At 65.8% G+C, this 16,082-nt stretch carries 14 protein-coding genes; 6 read left to right on the top strand and 8 right to left on the bottom strand.

The genetic code is table 11. From position 1 onward, the window contains the following. Positions 1-120 precede the first annotated feature (120 nt). The 8 genes from AC4ELH_RS16180 to AC4ELH_RS16215 all read right to left on the bottom strand — a co-directional run bounded on the left by AC4ELH_RS16180 (position 121) and on the right by AC4ELH_RS16215 (position 9,422). Positions 121-1,497, bottom strand: a complete 1,377-nt coding sequence (locus AC4ELH_RS16180; RefSeq protein ID WP_498885385.1) for an AMP-binding protein — start codon at positions 1,495-1,497, stop codon at positions 121-123. A 5-nt stretch (positions 1,498-1,502) separates the two neighbouring features. Continuing rightward, positions 1,503-2,549, bottom strand: a complete 1,047-nt coding sequence (locus tag AC4ELH_RS16185; protein WP_448445802.1) for an alpha-ketoacid dehydrogenase subunit beta — start codon at positions 2,547-2,549, stop codon at positions 1,503-1,505. Between the two features lie 3 nt (positions 2,550-2,552). Next, complete coding sequence (locus AC4ELH_RS16190) at positions 2,553-3,518, bottom strand: thiamine pyrophosphate-dependent dehydrogenase E1 component subunit alpha (protein ID WP_498885387.1); 966 nt, start codon at positions 3,516-3,518, stop codon at positions 2,553-2,555. 146 nt (positions 3,519-3,664) lie between these two features. Further along, positions 3,665-5,119 carry a carotenoid oxygenase family protein gene (locus AC4ELH_RS16195; protein WP_448445806.1) on the bottom strand — a complete coding sequence of 485 codons (1,455 nt, stop codon included), beginning with the start codon at positions 5,117-5,119 and terminating at the stop codon, positions 3,665-3,667. Positions 5,120-5,153: 34 nt separating this feature from the next. Next, positions 5,154-6,527 carry an aldehyde dehydrogenase family protein gene (locus tag AC4ELH_RS16200; protein WP_498885389.1) on the bottom strand — a complete coding sequence of 458 codons (1,374 nt, stop codon included), beginning with the start codon at positions 6,525-6,527 and terminating at the stop codon, positions 5,154-5,156. Between the two features lie 3 nt (positions 6,528-6,530). Continuing rightward, entirely contained in the window at positions 6,531-7,223 is a 693-nt protein-coding gene (locus AC4ELH_RS16205) for a TetR/AcrR family transcriptional regulator (protein WP_498885391.1), read from the bottom strand. Beyond that, positions 7,213-8,622: an aromatic ring-hydroxylating oxygenase subunit alpha gene (locus tag AC4ELH_RS16210; RefSeq protein WP_498885393.1), complete on the bottom strand. Its 1,410-nt coding sequence runs from the start codon at positions 8,620-8,622 to the stop codon at positions 7,213-7,215. The genes AC4ELH_RS16205 and AC4ELH_RS16210 overlap by 11 nt, the downstream gene beginning before the upstream one ends. Then, positions 8,619-9,422 (bottom strand): SDR family NAD(P)-dependent oxidoreductase, encoded by an 804-nt coding sequence (locus AC4ELH_RS16215; protein ID WP_498885395.1) that lies wholly within the window; start codon positions 9,420-9,422, stop codon positions 8,619-8,621. The genes AC4ELH_RS16210 and AC4ELH_RS16215 overlap by 4 nt, the downstream gene beginning before the upstream one ends. A 135-nt stretch (positions 9,423-9,557) precedes the next feature. Between AC4ELH_RS16215 and AC4ELH_RS16220 the strand changes: the two genes are divergently transcribed. The 6 genes from AC4ELH_RS16220 to AC4ELH_RS16245 are packed head-to-tail and all read left to right on the top strand — an operon-like array spanning position 9,558 to position 16,079. Next, a complete protein-coding gene (locus tag AC4ELH_RS16220) occupies positions 9,558-10,826 on the top strand; it encodes a cytochrome P450 (RefSeq protein ID WP_498885397.1) in 1,269 nt (422 codons plus the stop codon). Next, complete coding sequence (locus AC4ELH_RS16225) at positions 10,823-11,692, top strand: MlaE family ABC transporter permease (RefSeq protein WP_448446053.1); 870 nt, start codon at positions 10,823-10,825, stop codon at positions 11,690-11,692. Before AC4ELH_RS16220 ends, AC4ELH_RS16225 begins: the two co-directional genes overlap by 4 nt. A gap of 1 nt (position 11,693) precedes the next feature. Then, the gene (locus tag AC4ELH_RS16230; RefSeq protein ID WP_448445819.1) at positions 11,694-12,548 is read left to right on the top strand and encodes an ABC transporter permease; all 855 of its coding nucleotides are present in this window, start codon (positions 11,694-11,696) and stop codon (positions 12,546-12,548) included. Next, positions 12,548-13,894 carry an MlaD family protein gene (locus AC4ELH_RS16235; protein WP_498885399.1) on the top strand — a complete coding sequence of 449 codons (1,347 nt, stop codon included), beginning with the start codon at positions 12,548-12,550 and terminating at the stop codon, positions 13,892-13,894. Before AC4ELH_RS16230 ends, AC4ELH_RS16235 begins: the two co-directional genes overlap by 1 nt. After that, the gene (locus AC4ELH_RS16240) at positions 13,891-14,949 is read left to right on the top strand and encodes an MlaD family protein (RefSeq protein WP_448445823.1); all 1,059 of its coding nucleotides are present in this window, start codon (positions 13,891-13,893) and stop codon (positions 14,947-14,949) included. The genes AC4ELH_RS16235 and AC4ELH_RS16240 overlap by 4 nt, the downstream gene beginning before the upstream one ends. A gap of 8 nt (positions 14,950-14,957) precedes the next feature. Then, positions 14,958-16,079 (top strand): MCE family protein, encoded by a 1,122-nt coding sequence (locus AC4ELH_RS16245; protein ID WP_448445825.1) that lies wholly within the window; start codon positions 14,958-14,960, stop codon positions 16,077-16,079. Positions 16,080-16,082: the final 3 nt, after the last annotated feature.

The raw sequence follows: 16,082 nt of genomic DNA on the forward strand, positions 1-16,082 counted from the left end.
AGCAGCGCCCGTTCGGGCCAGGTACCGGGCCCGCAGCTGCCGCTTGTTCAGTTTCCCCATCACCGAACGCAGATCGAAGTCCACGATCTCGATCAGATTCGGACATTTGTAGTGCGCCAGTCATTCTCGCGTCCAATCGACCAATTCCCCCGGTGTCACCTCGGTTTCGGTGCTCACCACGAGGGCACACAGCTGTTCCCCGAGATCGTCGTGGGGAACGCCGATCACGGCCACGTCGGCGACGGCGGGGTGCCGGCGCAGCACGGCCTCGGACTCGGCCGGGTACACGTTGACCCCGCCGCTGACCACCATGTCGGAGGCACGATCGGTGAGGTACAGATAGCCGTCAGCATCGAGGTAACCGATCTCTCCGAGCGCGAACACCCCGTCGGCCACGTAGCTGCGCCGTGTCTTCTCCGGATCGCCGTGATAGGCCGGATGATGTCCGACCGTGGACTGCACACACACCAAACCCGTTGTGCCGGTGGGCACAATCTCGCCGTCCTCGGTGCGGACGGTCAGGTTGTAGCCGGGCATGGCGCGCCCCACCGATCCCGGGTGCTCAAGCCACTCGGGCGAGGTGATCAGGGTGACCGTGCCGGCTTCGGTGGAGCCGTAGGCCTCGATCAGGATCGGGCCGAACCACTCGATCATGGCGCGTTTGACCTCGACCGGGCAGGCCGCGCCGGTGTGCACGATGCTGCGCAGGCTGGAGACGTCGTAGCGGTCGCGCGCCTCGTCGGGCACTCGCAGCAGTCGGGAGAAGTGCGTGGGCACCATCATGGTGGCCTCGACGCGCTCCCGAGCGATGGTGGCCAGCACCTGCTCGGCGTCGAAGCGCGGGAGGATCACCAACGGCTGGGCGGCCAGGATCCCGCGCACCCCGGCCATCGGACCGGTGTGGTGCATAGGGGCGACGACAAGTTGCCTGCCCGGGGTTCGAATCGGTGAATCGATTACTCGCGCAACATATTCGACCATCGAGGCGCCACCGGGAAACATCTGGTCCGGCAGCTCCACCCCTTTGGGATATCCGGTGGTCCCGGAGGTGTAGTAGAGCGGCTTGGCCGGTGCGATGTCTGCGGACGGTTCGGAAGCCGGATACTGCGCCAGCGCGGAGTCCAGGTCATCCCAGGAGACCACTTGAACATCGGCGTCCGCGGCGCGCACGGTGGCGGCGGTTTCGGTGCTGCACAGCACCGTGTGCACCGCCCCGTCACGCAGGATGTAGCCGATCTCGTCGGCGGTCAGGTGATAGTTCACCGGCACCGCCGACAATCCCGCGTACGTGACGGCCAGGTGCGCCAGCACCACGTGCACACTGTTGACACCAAGCACCGCCACCCGCCGGCCCGACGGAATCTCCTGGGAAAGCAGCCAATTGACGGTGCGGTTCAGCCGCTCGTTGAGCTGCGTCCAGGTCAACGAGGTGGCGCCATCGGAGAGGGCGAGGGCTTGCGCGTCCCGACGAGCGTAGTGCTCGATCGCATGGACCACGAAGATTAGCCGTTCGATCCGGCGGCGGCCCGCGACCGCAAGACTGCCTGCTTGGCGGCTGCCACGATGGCGTCCTCGCCCGGGACGAATGCGTCCTCGAGCACTTTGGCGAACGGGACCGGGGTGTCCGGACCGGCCACCCGAGCCACCGGAGCGCCGAGTTCGTCGAACAGGTTCTCGGTGATCAGCGCGGCGAGCTCGGCTCCGTATCCGCCGCGGCGCACGGCCTCGTGGATCACCACTGCGTGCCTCGTGCGGGCCACGGATTCCAGCACCGTGCGCTCGTCCAGCGGCACGAGCGATCGCAGGTCGATCACCTCGGCGTCGATCGATTCCTGTGCCAACTGCTCGGCAGCGGCCAAGGCGGTGTGCACCTGCCTGCCATAGCTGATCAGGGTGACGTCGCGGCCCGGGCGCACCGTTGCCGCCGAACCCAGCGGCACCACGTGGTGGCCGACGGGAACCGGCTGTGGCGGGGCGAAGTACAGCAGGCTCTGCTCGACGATCACCACCGGGTCGGGGTCGAAGATCGCCGCGGTGAGCAGCCCTTTGGCGTCGGCGGGATTGCTGGGCACGACGACCTTGAGACCTGGAACGTGGGTGAGCCAGGCCTCGAGCATCTCCGAATGTTGTGCCCCGAACTGCATCCCGGCGCCGGCCGCGCAACGGATGGTCAGCGGCACGGTGGTCTGCCCGCCCGACATGTAGCGCAGCTTGGCGGCGTGATTGGACACCTGGTCCAGGCACACGGCCAGGAAATCCATCAGCATGATCTCGGCAACCGGCTTCATGCCGGCGATCGCGGCGCCCACCGCCGCGCCGACGATGGCCTGCTCGCTGATCGGGGTCGCGCGCACCCGGTCGGCGCCGTACTTGGTCGACAGCCCGGCAGACACCTTGAACACCCCGCCACTGGGGTCGGCGATGTCCTCGCCCAGCAGGATCACCGACGGGTCCCGGGACAGTGCGTCGTCGAGCGCGCTGCCGAGAGCCTGGAAGCCGAGCATCGGGACGGTCTCTACGGTTTCAGTGGTCGCTGTCGCGGCGGTCATACCTCACACCCCTTCGTAGACATCGGTCAACAGCTCGGAAAGGTCGGGAACCGGGCTGGATTCGGCGAATTCGAAGGCGTCGTTCACCTCGGCCTTGGCCTGCGCCTCGATGGCCGCGGCGCCGTCTTCGGTGAGCACCTGCTCCTCGATCAGCTTGGCTCGCAACCGAAGCACCGGGTCGGCAGCACGCTCGGCGTCGAGTTCGCCTGGTTTCATGTATTCGTTCTGATCTGACATCTGATGGCCGTAGAACCGGAAGGTCATGGCTTCCAAAAGGGTTGGCCCGTCACCCGTACGAGCCCGATCGATCGCGGTGCGTGCCGCGCTGTACATCGCCACCGCGTCGTTGCCGTCGACCCGTACGCCGGGCATCTTGTAGGACACCGCACGGTCGGCCACCCGGTCCACGCTGGTGCCGTCCTCGAAGGACGTGTGTTCGGCGTAGCGGTTGTTGTGGCAACAGAACACCACCGGCAGTTTCCACAGCGATGCCAGGTTGCAGGCCTCGTGGAACGCGCCGATGTTGGTCGCGCCGTCACCGAAGTTGACGATGGTGACCCGGTCACCGCCTTGCAGCTGGGACGCCAGGGCCAGGCCGTTGGCGATGGGCAGCCCGCTGCCCACGATCCCGGTGGTGACCATCAGCCCGGATTCGGGGTGGGTGATGTGCATCGGGCCGCCCTTGCCCTTGCAGGTGCCGGTGGCCTTGCCGAAGAACTCGGCCCACAGTTCCCGCATCGGCACACCTTTGGCGAGCTGATCATGCAGACCGCGATAGGTGGTGACCAGATAGTCGTCCGGTCGCAGCAGCGCGCCGATCGATGCGGACACGATCTCCTGCCCACGCGGCGAGTAGTACTGGGCGCTGACCTGGCCGGTGAGGATCAGCGACCGGAACTTCTCATCGCAGATCTTGATGCGCGTGGCGGTGGTGAAGATCTGCGTCAGCTCTGCGGTTCCAGGCGTCATCAGCTTCCCATCTATTGGTCGGTCAGATAATTAATTAGTAACAGAGATCACTTCTCAGTGTCAACGACGGTTTCTTGGGCATCCGGCCCGGTTCACCCTGCGGGTAGGGCGCAAAAGTACGAGAGGCCCGCACCCTCAGCGCGGAGTCAGCGCGGAACGAAAGCCTGCCGGTACAGCGGGCTGTCCACGCTGTAGTAGCTGCAGTGGAAGCCGCTCGGGATCCGGAACGGGATGACCGCGCTGGCGATCGGCCCGGCGGCGATATCGGCGGCATCGAAGACCACCAGCTCACTTTCTGCGGCGCCGGCGCGATGCACCAATGTCACGGCATAGCCGTCGAGTTCGTGCGTGCTGCCGACCCGCGGCGCGAAGATCAGCTCCCCTACCGCGGTGCCCGCGCCGAAGTGGTAGAGATCCTCGACCCCGGTCACGGTGTCCACCCGCAGGGCCGAATCCATGCCCTCCACCCGCCCGTCGCACGACTGCAGATTGCTGTTCGCAAACGCGTGCCGGCTGCGCTGCGCCATCAAGCGGTCGTCGGGCCGTGGGAACTGGATGTCGCGGTCGTTGACGATCTCCTCGTTGAGGGTGTCCGACGGCGCCAGCGGATCAATCGTCCAGCGCCGCAGGCTCTGTCGGGTTTCGGCATGGTCGGCCCGATTTCCGTGGATGTCGGGGAACAGTGCGGTGCCCTCCGCGGCGGCGACATCGGCGACGATCTTGCCGTCCTGCTCCCACACGTTGGCCTCGTGCAGCATGTGCCGGGCCTCCACCTCGATCCAGCGCACGTCGGCGGCGGTCCCCCGGCGTGGCATCAGGCCCAGCTTGGAGGGCCGGTCGGGCACCCAGGCCGTCATCGGCCCGCCACTCATGGCTCGCTGCAAGCTCAGCTCCAACGGCATCACCGGGAACACCACCCAGTTCTCGGTGACGAAGAAGGTGTGCAGCATCGTCATATGCGGTACCGGGATCAGCTCCGTCACCACGGGTACGCCGTCGAAATCGATGACGTCATAACGAATCACCGCATCCCCGCCCAGCCCGTGCACCGCGTTGCCGATGTTGATCAGCTCGCCGGTGGCGTAGTCCACCTTGGGATGAGCCGAGAAGGTGGTGGAGATGAGGCCGTCGTAAGTCTCCTCGCCGAGGGTGTCCAGAGTTCGCGGGTCCAACGCCACCGGCGGTGCGCCCTCCATCAGGGCGAGCAGCTTGCCGCCGTGGATGATGACGTTGGTGTTGGCGGTGTTGTAGCGGGTGCCCACCGCCCCCGGGTCAGTTGTCATCGGGTTTCCGAGCACACCGAACATCCGGCGGCCCTGCCCCCGTTCGAGCAGGAACTTGTCGGTGCGCACCCAACGGTTGCGCATCGACACCCTGCCGTTCTCGATGAAGAACGCATAGACCATGCCGTCGCCGTCGAACCAGTGGTAGTCCTCGTCGGACGGCGGGTACAGCGGCTCGGCGCCATTGCGGTAGAACACCCCGGCCAAATCGTCCGGCAGTCGCCCTCGGACCACCAGGTCGGGTGCATCGACCTCCATCCGGTTGGGCTGGTGATGACCGGTCAGGAAGGGGCTGTCCCGAACAAGGCTGGCATCCATGGGTTTCTCCGAAGTTCGTGTGTACTGGCAGGCGTCACGCCAACCGGCGCAGCAGCCGTAATCTCTTGTCGGTGTACGGCGGATAGAACATGGCCGTCAGATCCGGGCGAGTCCGCTTGGTGAGCACCGATTTACGGTGACTGAACTCCTCGAATCCGAACCTGCCGTGATAGGCACCCATCCCCGATGGCCCGACACCGCCGAATGGCATCTTCGCCGTCGCCACCTGAAGCAGCAGCTGGTTGATCACCATGCCGCCTGCCGGCACCCGACGAACCACCTGTTCTCGGGTCTGCTTGGAAGCGGTGAACAGATACACGGCAAGGGGTTTGGGCCGCCGTCGGACGAATTCGATCGCGCTCTCGACCGATTCGACAGTCAGTACCGGCAGGACCGGGCCGAAGATCTCGTCGGTCATCAGCGGTTCGTCTGCACTGGGGTCGACGACGACCGTGGGCTGGAGCTCCAAACGCCCGGCATCGCTGCCGCCGCCGACCACGACGTCACCGGCGGTGGCGGTCAGCGCGGCGGTCAGGCGGGCGAAGTGACGGTCGTTGACGATCGGCAACCCGGTCGGCATTCCGGCCCGGAACTCCTCGATGGCCGCGCGGATCTCCTCCAGGAACCGATCCCGCACGGCCGCGTGCACCAGGACGTAATCGGGAGCGATGCAGATCTGGCCGGAATTCATCACCTTGATCCAGGCGATCCGCCGCGCAGCAGTCTTCACGTCGGCGTCGGCGGCGATGATCACCGGGCTCTTACCACCCAACTCCAACGTGACCGGGGTCAGATGATCGGCTGCGGTCGCCATGATCTTGTGACCGATCGCGGTGCCGCCGGTGAACAGCACCCGGTCCAGCCCCTGCGCGATCAATTGTTGGGTAGTGACTCCGTCGCCCTCGACAACGGTGACCGCCTCGGGGTCGAGGTAGCGCGGTATCAGCTCGGACATCAACTTCGACGATGCCGGTGCGAGTTCGGATGGCTTGAGCACCACGGTGTTTCCGGCGGCGATCGCCCCGATCGCGGGGGTCAGGGTGAGTTGGAACGGGACGTTCCACGGACCGATGATCAACACGGTGCCGTACGGCTCGTACTGGATCCAGGCCCGCCCCGGCAATTGCGTCCACTCCAGTAACCGGTGCCTGCGCCGCGTCCAGCGGCCGACATTGCGCGCTGCGTAGCGAGCCTCGTTCACCGTCGCGACGATCTCGGCCAGCCAGGTCTCGAACGGTGGGCGGCGAAGGTCCGCCGACACCGCCTCCACGATGGCATCGCCGTTGTCGGTCAGCATCGCGATGAGTGCCCGCAGTTGGGCGCGGCGCCAGTCGAGATCGAGAGTCCGCCCGGTGTCGAAGGTCTCGCGTAGCCGAGCGACAGTCGCCGGGAGGTCGGGGGCGGGCATCGATTACGAAGCGCTGTCCGATTCGAGGAGCAGCCTCCCGAACAACTGGTTCATCGAATCCATGACCGCGACGTCGGTATTGGCCGCGGCGTGCGCGAAGCCGTCGACGATCGCACTGATCATGCCTGCGACGGCGACCGGGTCCAGCTCATCCGGGATCAGGGCAGCCTGTTGGCCTGCGGTCACCGCCTGCGCCAGCGTCGTTGTCATGGCCTCCGCCTGCTTGCGGAACGCCTCGGACAGCTCGGGATGGCGCCGGGCATCGATGGGTGCGGTGGCCACGAATCCGGCCAGCTCCGGCGATTCGTGGTTGATCCGCATCGATTCGGCGAGCACCGCCCGTAACAGGCCGCGCACCGAGTGCGGGCCGGCCAGCGCCTCGACCGAGCGCGCGACGATCTTGCCGTACACGTAATCGCAGACTGCCTCGAAGAGATTGCTCTTGGACCCGAAGTGGTAGTGCAACGAGCCCGCGGTGACCCCGGCCATCTCCGCGATCAGGTTGTTGGTGGCCGGTCCGTAGCCGTACTGCGCGAAACATTGGCAGGCCGCGTCGAGCACTCGCTGACGGGTGTCCACACTGTCGGTGCCCGCCGGCCGGCCCGGACCCGATCGGTTGCTGGTGACCTCGCTCATGCCGACATCATTGCGCAGCGCGATGCCCGACGGGGCGTTCACTGACAGTTCAGTTGTCACTTGCGAGGCACCGATCCAGGTCCTGGTGGAACTGACGTATCCGGACTTCCTGGTAATTCGCCAGCGTCACACCGGGTTTGGTCATCGATTGCAGACCGCGCTGCACCCGTGGCAGATTCGCCAGGTCCTGGTTGAACACCGCGCACAATCCACCGAGCTCGGGCGCGGCACTGTAGTCCTCATCGGCTTCGAGCCAATGCGGCGGCGCAGTCTTGGGTTTGGGCACTCCTGTCGGTAGCGGGATCAGCATCATGATGTCAAAGATGCACCGATCGGGGTCGTTGCCGTACGGCCGGAACCGGTACGTCAACGGTGCACCAACGCCCGCCCAGGGCACCATGTTCGGAAACACGAAGTACTGGATCGCATCGACGATCTCCGAATCACTGGTGCCGGAGAGGTCGGCGCCGGTGGTCTGCGCGAGATTGTCACGCATGGCCGCCGCCACGATCGGGCGGGCCGACTGACCGTCGGGAACCTCGAATGTGCCGACCCCCTCGGGGAAGAAGTCACGGAACATGGCATCGAGTACGTCCTGGGGTTCCAACGGCTCCAGGTGCGGGCTGCTTGTCGCTTGCGGAGTGATCATCCGGTTGAAGCCGGGCTGGTCGTCGGTCCGGGTGTAGATGTCGTACTGGGTGTTGGCGTCCCCGAGATACTCCAGCAGTTGGGGGTGCGTGGCGATGACGTGGTAGGACTCCAGGAACGCCTCCATTCCCACCTTCCAATTGCAGTCGACAACCTTGGCGACGTGGATCGCCTTGAAACGGTCCTGCAGATGGAACGGCGCGAAGTGTTTCTCCAGATCACCCAGGTAGTCCGACAGCGGGGCCGCTTCCAGGTCGGCGTTGACGAAGACGAATCCGGCCCAGGTCCCGGTCTGGGCTTCCGGCAGGGCAAACGTCATGTCGTCGACATGCGGGAAATCCCACCGTCCGGGCACATCGGTGAGCTTGCCCTCCAGACTCCAGGTGAAGCCGTGGAACGGACAGCGCAACTGGTTGACCCGGCCGGCGTCATCGCACAACCGCGTGCCGCGGTGCAGGCAGGAATTGTGGAACGCCCTGATCGCACCGGCAGCGGTGCGAAGCACGATCAACGACATGTCCGCGACGTCGTAGACGTGGTAATCGCCGGGGTCGGGGATGTCCTCCTCGCGGCAGGCGAACTGCCAGACCTTCTTCCACATTCGATCCACCTCCAGCCGGTGGAACTCGGTGGTGAAGTAACGCTCCTTGTCGATGTCGGCCGACCCGAGGAACTCGTAGGACTCCTCCAGGAGTGGCGACGGGACTTCCCGGGTGTCCTCGGCGAGCAGACTCTGCACCGTCGGCCCCGAGGACCGCGCCTCACCCGGCCTGGTCACCTCGTTGTCCGTTCTGTCGGTTGCCCGCGTCACACCGCCTCCTCTGTCAAAGCCGCCTTCTGGGGCGTTGCGGGCAGTCCCGCGATGTGCTGCTGCACGGCGGTCCCGATGAATGCGGATCCGTTGATTCCCCATCCGCCGTCGACGTAGAGCACCTGGCCGGTGATGTAGCCGGCCTGGGCCGAGGCCAGGAAGGCCACTGCCGCGGCGACGTCGTCGGGCTCACCGATGCGCCCCAACGGCATCGACTCACCGATGGCCGACCGCAACCCCGGATCGGCGAACTCACCCGCGGTGCCGTCGGTGAGGACCAGGCCCGGGCCGACGGCGTTGACGCGGATACCGCGCGGCGCGTACTCGGTTGCCATCTGCTTGGTCAGCGCGACGAGCGCGGCTTTCGATGCCGGATAGATCCCGCGGCCCGCGCCACCGAGTTCGGCCAGTACCGATGTCAGGTTCACGATCGCGCCGCCGGCCCCGAACGTGTCGAGTAGCGCGCGGGTGACCAGCCAGCTGCCGAGCACGTTGACCCGCAGCACGGTGTCGACCTCATCGACAGTGCTCTCGGCCAGAGTGCTCGAGCGCCAGATACCGGCGTTGTTGACCAGCACGTCGATCGGGCCGATCTGGCTGACGTAGTCGGCCAACGCCGCCACCGACCCCTCCACGGCGACATCGCAGTGGACGGCTCGACCGCCGATCGACCGAGCCACTTCGTCGGCGGCGGCCGCATCGACATCCACCACGACCACGTCCGCGCCGTCGGCCGAGAGGCGTTCCGAGATCGCTCGACCGATCCCTCTGCCGGCTCCTGTCACGACTGCTGTTGGCACCGATTCGCCTCGCTCTCCCGGCTGATTTCCGAGCCTTGATTATGATCCACCTCACTATTATATTGGTCCACCAATTAGTCAAGTGGACATTCAAAAGCCCCGAGCAGCCCTTGCCTACCAACTCTGGAGACGGCCTTGACCGATATCAGCAGCCCGCCCACCACCTGCCCGATCGCATCGTTCGATCCGCTGGATCCGCAGACGATGCAGGAGCCGCACCCGTGGTACCAGGCGCTGCGGAGCCAGGCGCCGGTTCAATTCGTCGCCGACCGGGGAATGTGGTTCGTGACCTCACGGGAACTGGTTTCCGCGGCGTTGACCAACCACGAGGTGTTCTCCTCGGCTTTTGGCCTGCCGCAGATGCCGCCACCGGAGTCGGTGGCCAACGAGGTCGAAGCGCTCAAGGCACAGGGATGGGACATGATCCCCACGCTGTTGACCGCCGACCCGCCCGACCACCACTACTACCGACGCATGGTCGCCCGCGCATTCACCCCGCGCTTCGTCGCTCAGCGCGAACCCGGGATCCGCACGATCGTCGATGAACTGCTCGACACGCTGCCGACCGACAAGCCGGTGGAGATCGTCGAGCAATTCGCCGCGCCGTTGCCGTTGCGGATCATCGCTGCCGCGCTCAACGTCCCCGACGATCGCATCGACGACTTCCGGCGCTGGTCCGATCAATTCGCGTTGACCATCGGCGCCGAGATCGACGATGCCGGTGCCCTCGAGCAGGCGCGCAGCCTACTGGAGTACCAGCGGTACTTCGCCGCCGAACTCGATGACCGCCGCACCAACCCGCAGGACGACCTGATCACCGGTTTGGTCCAGGCGTCCAACGCCAACGACGACGAACCACTCACCACCGGCGCGGCGTTGAGCATCATCCAGCAGATCCTGATCGCCGGTAACGAAACCTCGCGCAAGCTGATGACGGGCACGTTGCACCAACTCGGCCTGAACCCCAAGTGGTGGCGCTGGTTGCAGGAGGATCCGGCCGCCCATTCGGAGCAGATGGTGGAGGAAGCGCTGCGCTTCCTCACCCCGGTCCAGTCGATGTTCCGGATCACCAAGGCCGAGGCAAAGCTCGGCGAGTACACCATCCCGGCCGGCTCGCTGGTGGTGCTGGTGTTCGGATCGGCCAACCGCGACGAAGCCCAGTTCGACGACGGCGAGGAGTTCAACCCGCAACGTCCGAATGCCAAGACGCACTTGGCCTTCAGCCAGGGCATCCATGCCTGTCTGGGTGCCTCCCTGGCGCGTCTGCAGGCGCGGATCGCGCTGGAGGCCATCGCCCGTCGGTATGGTTCCGTCGAGCTGGCACCCGACAACGACTACGAGTACGAGCCCAGCTTCATGCTCCGCGGCCTCAAGCGGCTCAACCTGACATTCCGGGCCCGCTGACCGTGCCGCACACGCCGTCGGGCGCAGACGCCGCTGACACCGCAGCGACCGATCGGGTCCTGCGGTGGGGGCGGGGCTACCTGGATCGGCACCCCCTCGCTTCGCTGCGCACTGTGGGTGGACAGTGCGTCCTGGCGGTGCGCGCAGTCCAGTACCTGTTCAGCGATGTGCTGCGGGGCCGCTTCCCGTTCTGGGAGTTCGTCGAACAGGCGGTCTTTATGGCCCGCACCGCCGTGGTGCCGACGCTGTTCATCGCGATACCCATCAGCGTCACCCTGGCGGTCCAATTCAGCCTGCTGGCAGGGCAACTCGGTGCCACGGCATTGGCCGGTGCGGCCAACGGGCTTGCCGTGATCAAGCAGGGAGCACCACTGGTCGCCGCGATCCTGATGGCTGCCGCCGTCGGTTCCGCCATGAGCGCCGATCTCGGCGCCCGGACCATCCGCGACGAGACGGACGCGATGGAGGTCATGGGCATTTCGGTGATCCAGCGGTTGGTGGTCCCCCGCCTGGCCGCGGCCGTGATCGTGTCGGTGGCACTCACCGGATTCACCTGCTTCATCGGGTTTTTGGCCGGCTACGCCTTCACGGTCATGCTGCAGGGCGGCACCCCGGGCAGCTACACCACGACGTTCTCGTCGTTCGCCACGGTCGACGACCTCGTCCTCACCATGATCAAGGCCGTGGTGTTCGGTGTCATCGTCGCTGTCATCGCCTGTTACAAGGGACTGGACACCCGAGGTGGGCCGGCCGGCGTCGCGAACTCGGTGAACGCCGCTGTCGTGCAATCGATCCTGTTGTTGTTATTGGCGAACACCCTGATCAGTCAGATGTACCTCGTACTCTTCCCGAAGACGAGTTTCTGACATGGCCGCCACGTACCTGCCAACCGGCGCCCGACCCGTCATCGCCGTCGTCCGCGCCACCGAATTCCAGATGGCCCGCAATGGGCACATCGTGGCGTTCTTCTTCCGCACGCTGGCCGGCATCCCCATCGTCATCAAGAAATACCCCCGCGAATTCCTGCGGTTGTCTTCCGATGTCACGTGGGGCAACGGCTCGATCGTGGTCGGCGGAGGTACCGCGGGTGTGGTGTTGGTGGTCGGTGCGGCCGCCGGCGCCGTGGTGGCGATCGAGGGCTACAACGCACTGAACCTGCTCGGTCTGGGCCCCGCGACCGGGCTGTTGACCGCACTGGCGACCGTGCGCGAGCTGGCGCCCATGATGGCCGCGCTGGCCTTCGCGATCCAGGCCGGGTGCCGATTCACCGCGCAGCTGGGCTCGATGCGCATCTCCGAAGAGATCGACGCGTTGGAATCCGTTGCCATCCGACCGATCCCGTATCTGGTGACCACCCGGGTCCTGGCCTCGGCAATGGCTGTCATCCCGCTGTTCGTCGTGTGCCTGGCGCTGAATTTCGTGGTGTGCCAGCTCGTGGTGTACCTGGCCAGCGGCCAGGCCTCGGGGACATATCTGCACTACTTCGCGCTGATGCTCTCGGGCCGCGACATGTTCTTCGCGGTGATCAAGGTCGCGGTGTTCGTGGCGATCATGTCGACGGTGCAGTGCTACTACGGGTTCTACGCAGCCGGCGGCCCCCAGGGTGTCGGCATCGCCGCCGGACGCGCCATGCGGTTGTCGATCACGCTGATGGTCGTCACCAACATGATGCTCACCATGGCGTTCTGGGGCGTCGACGCCGGCGGAAGGTTGGGTGGCTGATGCCCAACCAGTTCGAGATGGACGGCCGCGGCCCCTCCGAGCGGGCCCTGCTCGTCACCTGCCTGGTGTTCCTGGTGGTCTGCGCCATCGCCGGCACCCTGATGTTCGCCAAATCCACCGGATCACTGGATCGCCATGTCGAGATCATTGCGCGCCTGCCCAGCGTCGGTGACGGGCTGCCGCCCAAGTCCGACGTCAAGTACCGCGGTGTTCTCGTCGGCGCGGTGCGGTCTGTCACGCCCGCGCTGGGCGGCGGCGACAACATCGTCAACATCGACCTGCGCCCCGATCACGTTGCCAACATCGCCAATACCGTGACCGCCCGTATCGTTCCCGGCAATGCCTTCGCGGTGTCCACAGTCCAACTCGTGGACCAGGGCACCGGTGGCCGGCCGATCCGGGCCGGGGACATCATCGGGCAAGACACCACCCTCCCGACCCAGCTGTTCCAGACGACGCTGGCCAAGGTACGTGAGTTGGTCGACGCCGTCGGCCGCCCCGGCACCGACCACACGCTGGGCGTGATGCGTGCGATCGCAGATGCCACCGCGGGTAAGGGCCCTGAATTAACCTCGGCTGCACAGGGTCTCAACCGGATCGTGACCGAGATGAACGAGCTGCGCGCCGACGATACCGGGCCGCCGACCTTACAGACCTGGAACTCCGCACTGAGCGCCCTCGGGGACACCGCACCCGATCTGCTGGACTCACTGCAGCACGCGGTCAAGCCGATGCGGACCGTCGCCGAACAACGCGCAGCCCTGACCGATCTGCTCACCGGCGCCGGCCACACCGTCGGAACCGTACGCACCGCCATGGACAACCACGCCGACGAACTGGCGGGAATCACCACCAACCTCACCCCGGTGATCGGGGTGCTCGCCGACCGCTCGGGGAAGTTCCCCGCCGTCGCCGTCGGCCTGCACAACGTGGTCAACGGCTTCTTCGACGAAATGTGGACGCGCACCAATCAGAAGGTGACGTTCACGTTCAAACTCGTCGTCGCGCTCGCACCGCTGCGGCTCTACAGCCGTGCGGACTGTCCCGTGTACGGAGAGCTGCGGGGCCCGAGCTGCCAAACCGCACCCGAGGGCATCCCGATCGTCGACACCCACGGCCTGCCCGATCCGCGCGCCTATGTCCCGCCGCCCGGGATCATCTTGCCCGACCCGGCCAACTCCGCCGCCGAGGTGCTTCAGAGCCCACTGCAAATGCCTCCTGCCCCAGAGGAATTCGTACCAGCTAGGGCGGACCCCGCTGCCCAGGACCCCGCTGCCCAGGACCCCGCTCCCAAGAGCACAGCCACGCCTCCGCTTCCTGCCGAGCAGCCCACGGGAACACCATGAACGCACGCGCCCGCATGTTGATCTGGCTCGCCCTCTTCATGACGGTCTGCCTGGCGCTCACCTGGACCATCCTGGTGACGCTGCGTCGGGGTGTCCAAGGCGAAACATTCACCTATACCGCGCAATTCACTGATGTCACCGGGCTCCGGGCAGGGTCGGACGTGCGGGTGGCAGGCGTGCGGGTCGGCCGCGTCGACTCGATCGCGCTCGAGGATCCCGGCTCGGGCGAGGGCACACTGGCCACCGTCCGGTTCCGGGTGCAGCGCGACCAGCCGCTGTACGGAAACACCAAGGCCTCGGTGGTCTACCAGAACATCATCGGCCAGCGCTATATCGGCCTGACCCTGGCCGACTTCGGTCGGCCCGAGCAGCTGACCGACGGCGCCACGATCCCCGTCGAGCACACCGAGCCGTCGTTCGACGTCACCAATCTCCTCAACGGATTCGAGCCCATGTTCACCCTCCTCGATCCGACGAACCGCGGAAATCTCTCCAACGCGTTGATCAACGCGCTCCAGGGTGATTCCGACTCGGTCGTGGTACTGGTGGCGCAGACCTCGCAGTTGGCGCAATCGATGGCCGGTCCGGACCAGGTCCTCGGCCGGGTAATCGACAGCCTCAACGCCGTCACCGAGAACCTTGCCTCCCGTGGCACCCAACTGCAGACCACTCTTATCCAGATGCGCTCGGTGATCGCCGGACTCAACGCGCACCGCGACGAACTGGTCAACTCGACCGGCTCGATCGCGACGGTGGTATCGCGGCTCTCGGCGATCACGACCGCGGCGCAACCCGACCTACACGATCTGCTGAGCCGCGAACCCGGGATGCTGTCGACGATGTTGGCCAACCGTGACGGCTGGGCCACACTGGGCTCGAATCTTCCTGCGGTGTTGAAGGGATTGTCGCGGATCACCGGCGACTCCACCGCGATGAGCGCGATGCCGTGCGACTTCAACTTCACCCTGTTCAACTTCCTCAAGCCGATCGTGCCGAGCATCGTCAACGCGGCCACGCCAGGTGGGCAACGCAAGTACACAGCGAAGTGCAGGTGATGAGTCAGATGAGCGGACCCACCCAGAACCGGTCCTGGTGGCGACGAAACGTCAAGTGGCCCAGTACCTCTCTCGACAGTCCGGCCGAGCAGACCGCCCGTCGGCGGCCCCGCACACTGGAAGACCGCAACACGGCGGTGATCGGCACTTTCGCGCTGTTGGCCCTGACCGTGGTGATCGTGGCAAGCACGGCCCTGAGCTCGATGCACCTGGGCAAACGTACCTACACCGCGGATTTCCTGCAGGCGGCCAGCCTGCGCGCCGGCGACCAGGTCAACATCGCCGGTGTCCCCGTGGGCGTGGTCGCGACCACCAAGCTGGCCGTCAACCGTGTCGTCGTAACCATGAAGCTGGACAAGAACATCCGCCTGGGCTCCGACAGCAAGGCCTCGATCAAGCTCACCACGGTGCTGGGTTCGCGCTACGTCGAGTTGCAGCCCAAGGGCGGCGGCACATTGGTCGACGATCGAATTCCCTTGAAGAACACCACGGTCCCCTACGACCTGCAAAAGTTGCTGTCTGATTCGACCACGACATTCGAGGACGTCGACGCCGTCAAGTTCGCCACGTCGATGCAGACGCTGTCGCAACAGCTCACCGGGGTGCCCGCGGTACTCCCGGAAGCGTTGGCCAACGTCGAGAACCTCTCAGCGATCATCTCCGAGCGACGCGGCCAGATCGCCGATCTGCTGCGGAACACCGCCACCGTCGCCGACGTCCTCGGTGGACAACAGGACGATCTGGCCGCACTGGTCGTCCAGGGCCGCGAGCTCACCGGCGAGATCATCCGTCGCCGAGCGAGCGTCGAGCGACTGCTGCAAGCCGCCACCACCCTGATCACCACCGCCGACGACATCGTCGGAACCGACAGCGCGCACATCGACAAGATGCTGGCCGATCTGCGGCAGTTCACGTCGATGCTGGGTGACCATGACGCCTTGCTGCGCAACCTGTTCCAGATCATGCCGGTGGCCATGCGCAACGCCGCCAACGCCACCGGATCGGGGCCGTTCCTGGATTTCATGTTGCCCGGCGGGCTGATGGTGGATTCCTGGATGTGTGCCATCAGTGGCCGCGCCGAGCAGTGGAAATGGCCGGAGCGTTACCAATACTTCAAAGACTGCGAGTGAGGC

The sequence above is a fragment of the Mycobacterium shunyiense genome, from assembly GCF_058270075.1.

What these genes read in the sequence shown, in the direction of transcription:
- AC4ELH_RS16200 (WP_498885389.1), bottom strand. Translation starts at nt 6,527, where the DNA reads ATGCCCGCCCCCGACCTCCCGGCGACTGTCGCTCGGCTACGCGAGACC.
- AC4ELH_RS16230 (WP_448445819.1), top strand. Translation starts at nt 11,694, where the DNA reads ATGGCCGCCACGTACCTGCCAACCGGCGCCCGACCCGTCATCGCCGTC.
- AC4ELH_RS16195 (WP_448445806.1), bottom strand. Translation starts at nt 5,119, where the DNA reads ATGGATGCCAGCCTTGTTCGGGACAGCCCCTTCCTGACCGGTCATCAC.
- AC4ELH_RS16240 (WP_448445823.1), top strand. Translation starts at nt 13,891, where the DNA reads ATGAACGCACGCGCCCGCATGTTGATCTGGCTCGCCCTCTTCATGACG.
- AC4ELH_RS16190 (WP_498885387.1), bottom strand. Translation starts at nt 3,518, where the DNA reads ATGACGCCTGGAACCGCAGAGCTGACGCAGATCTTCACCACCGCCACG.
- AC4ELH_RS16235 (WP_498885399.1), top strand. Translation starts at nt 12,548, where the DNA reads ATGCCCAACCAGTTCGAGATGGACGGCCGCGGCCCCTCCGAGCGGGCC.
- AC4ELH_RS16245 (WP_448445825.1), top strand. Translation starts at nt 14,958, where the DNA reads ATGAGCGGACCCACCCAGAACCGGTCCTGGTGGCGACGAAACGTCAAG.
- AC4ELH_RS16185 (WP_448445802.1), bottom strand. Translation starts at nt 2,549, where the DNA reads ATGACCGCCGCGACAGCGACCACTGAAACCGTAGAGACCGTCCCGATG.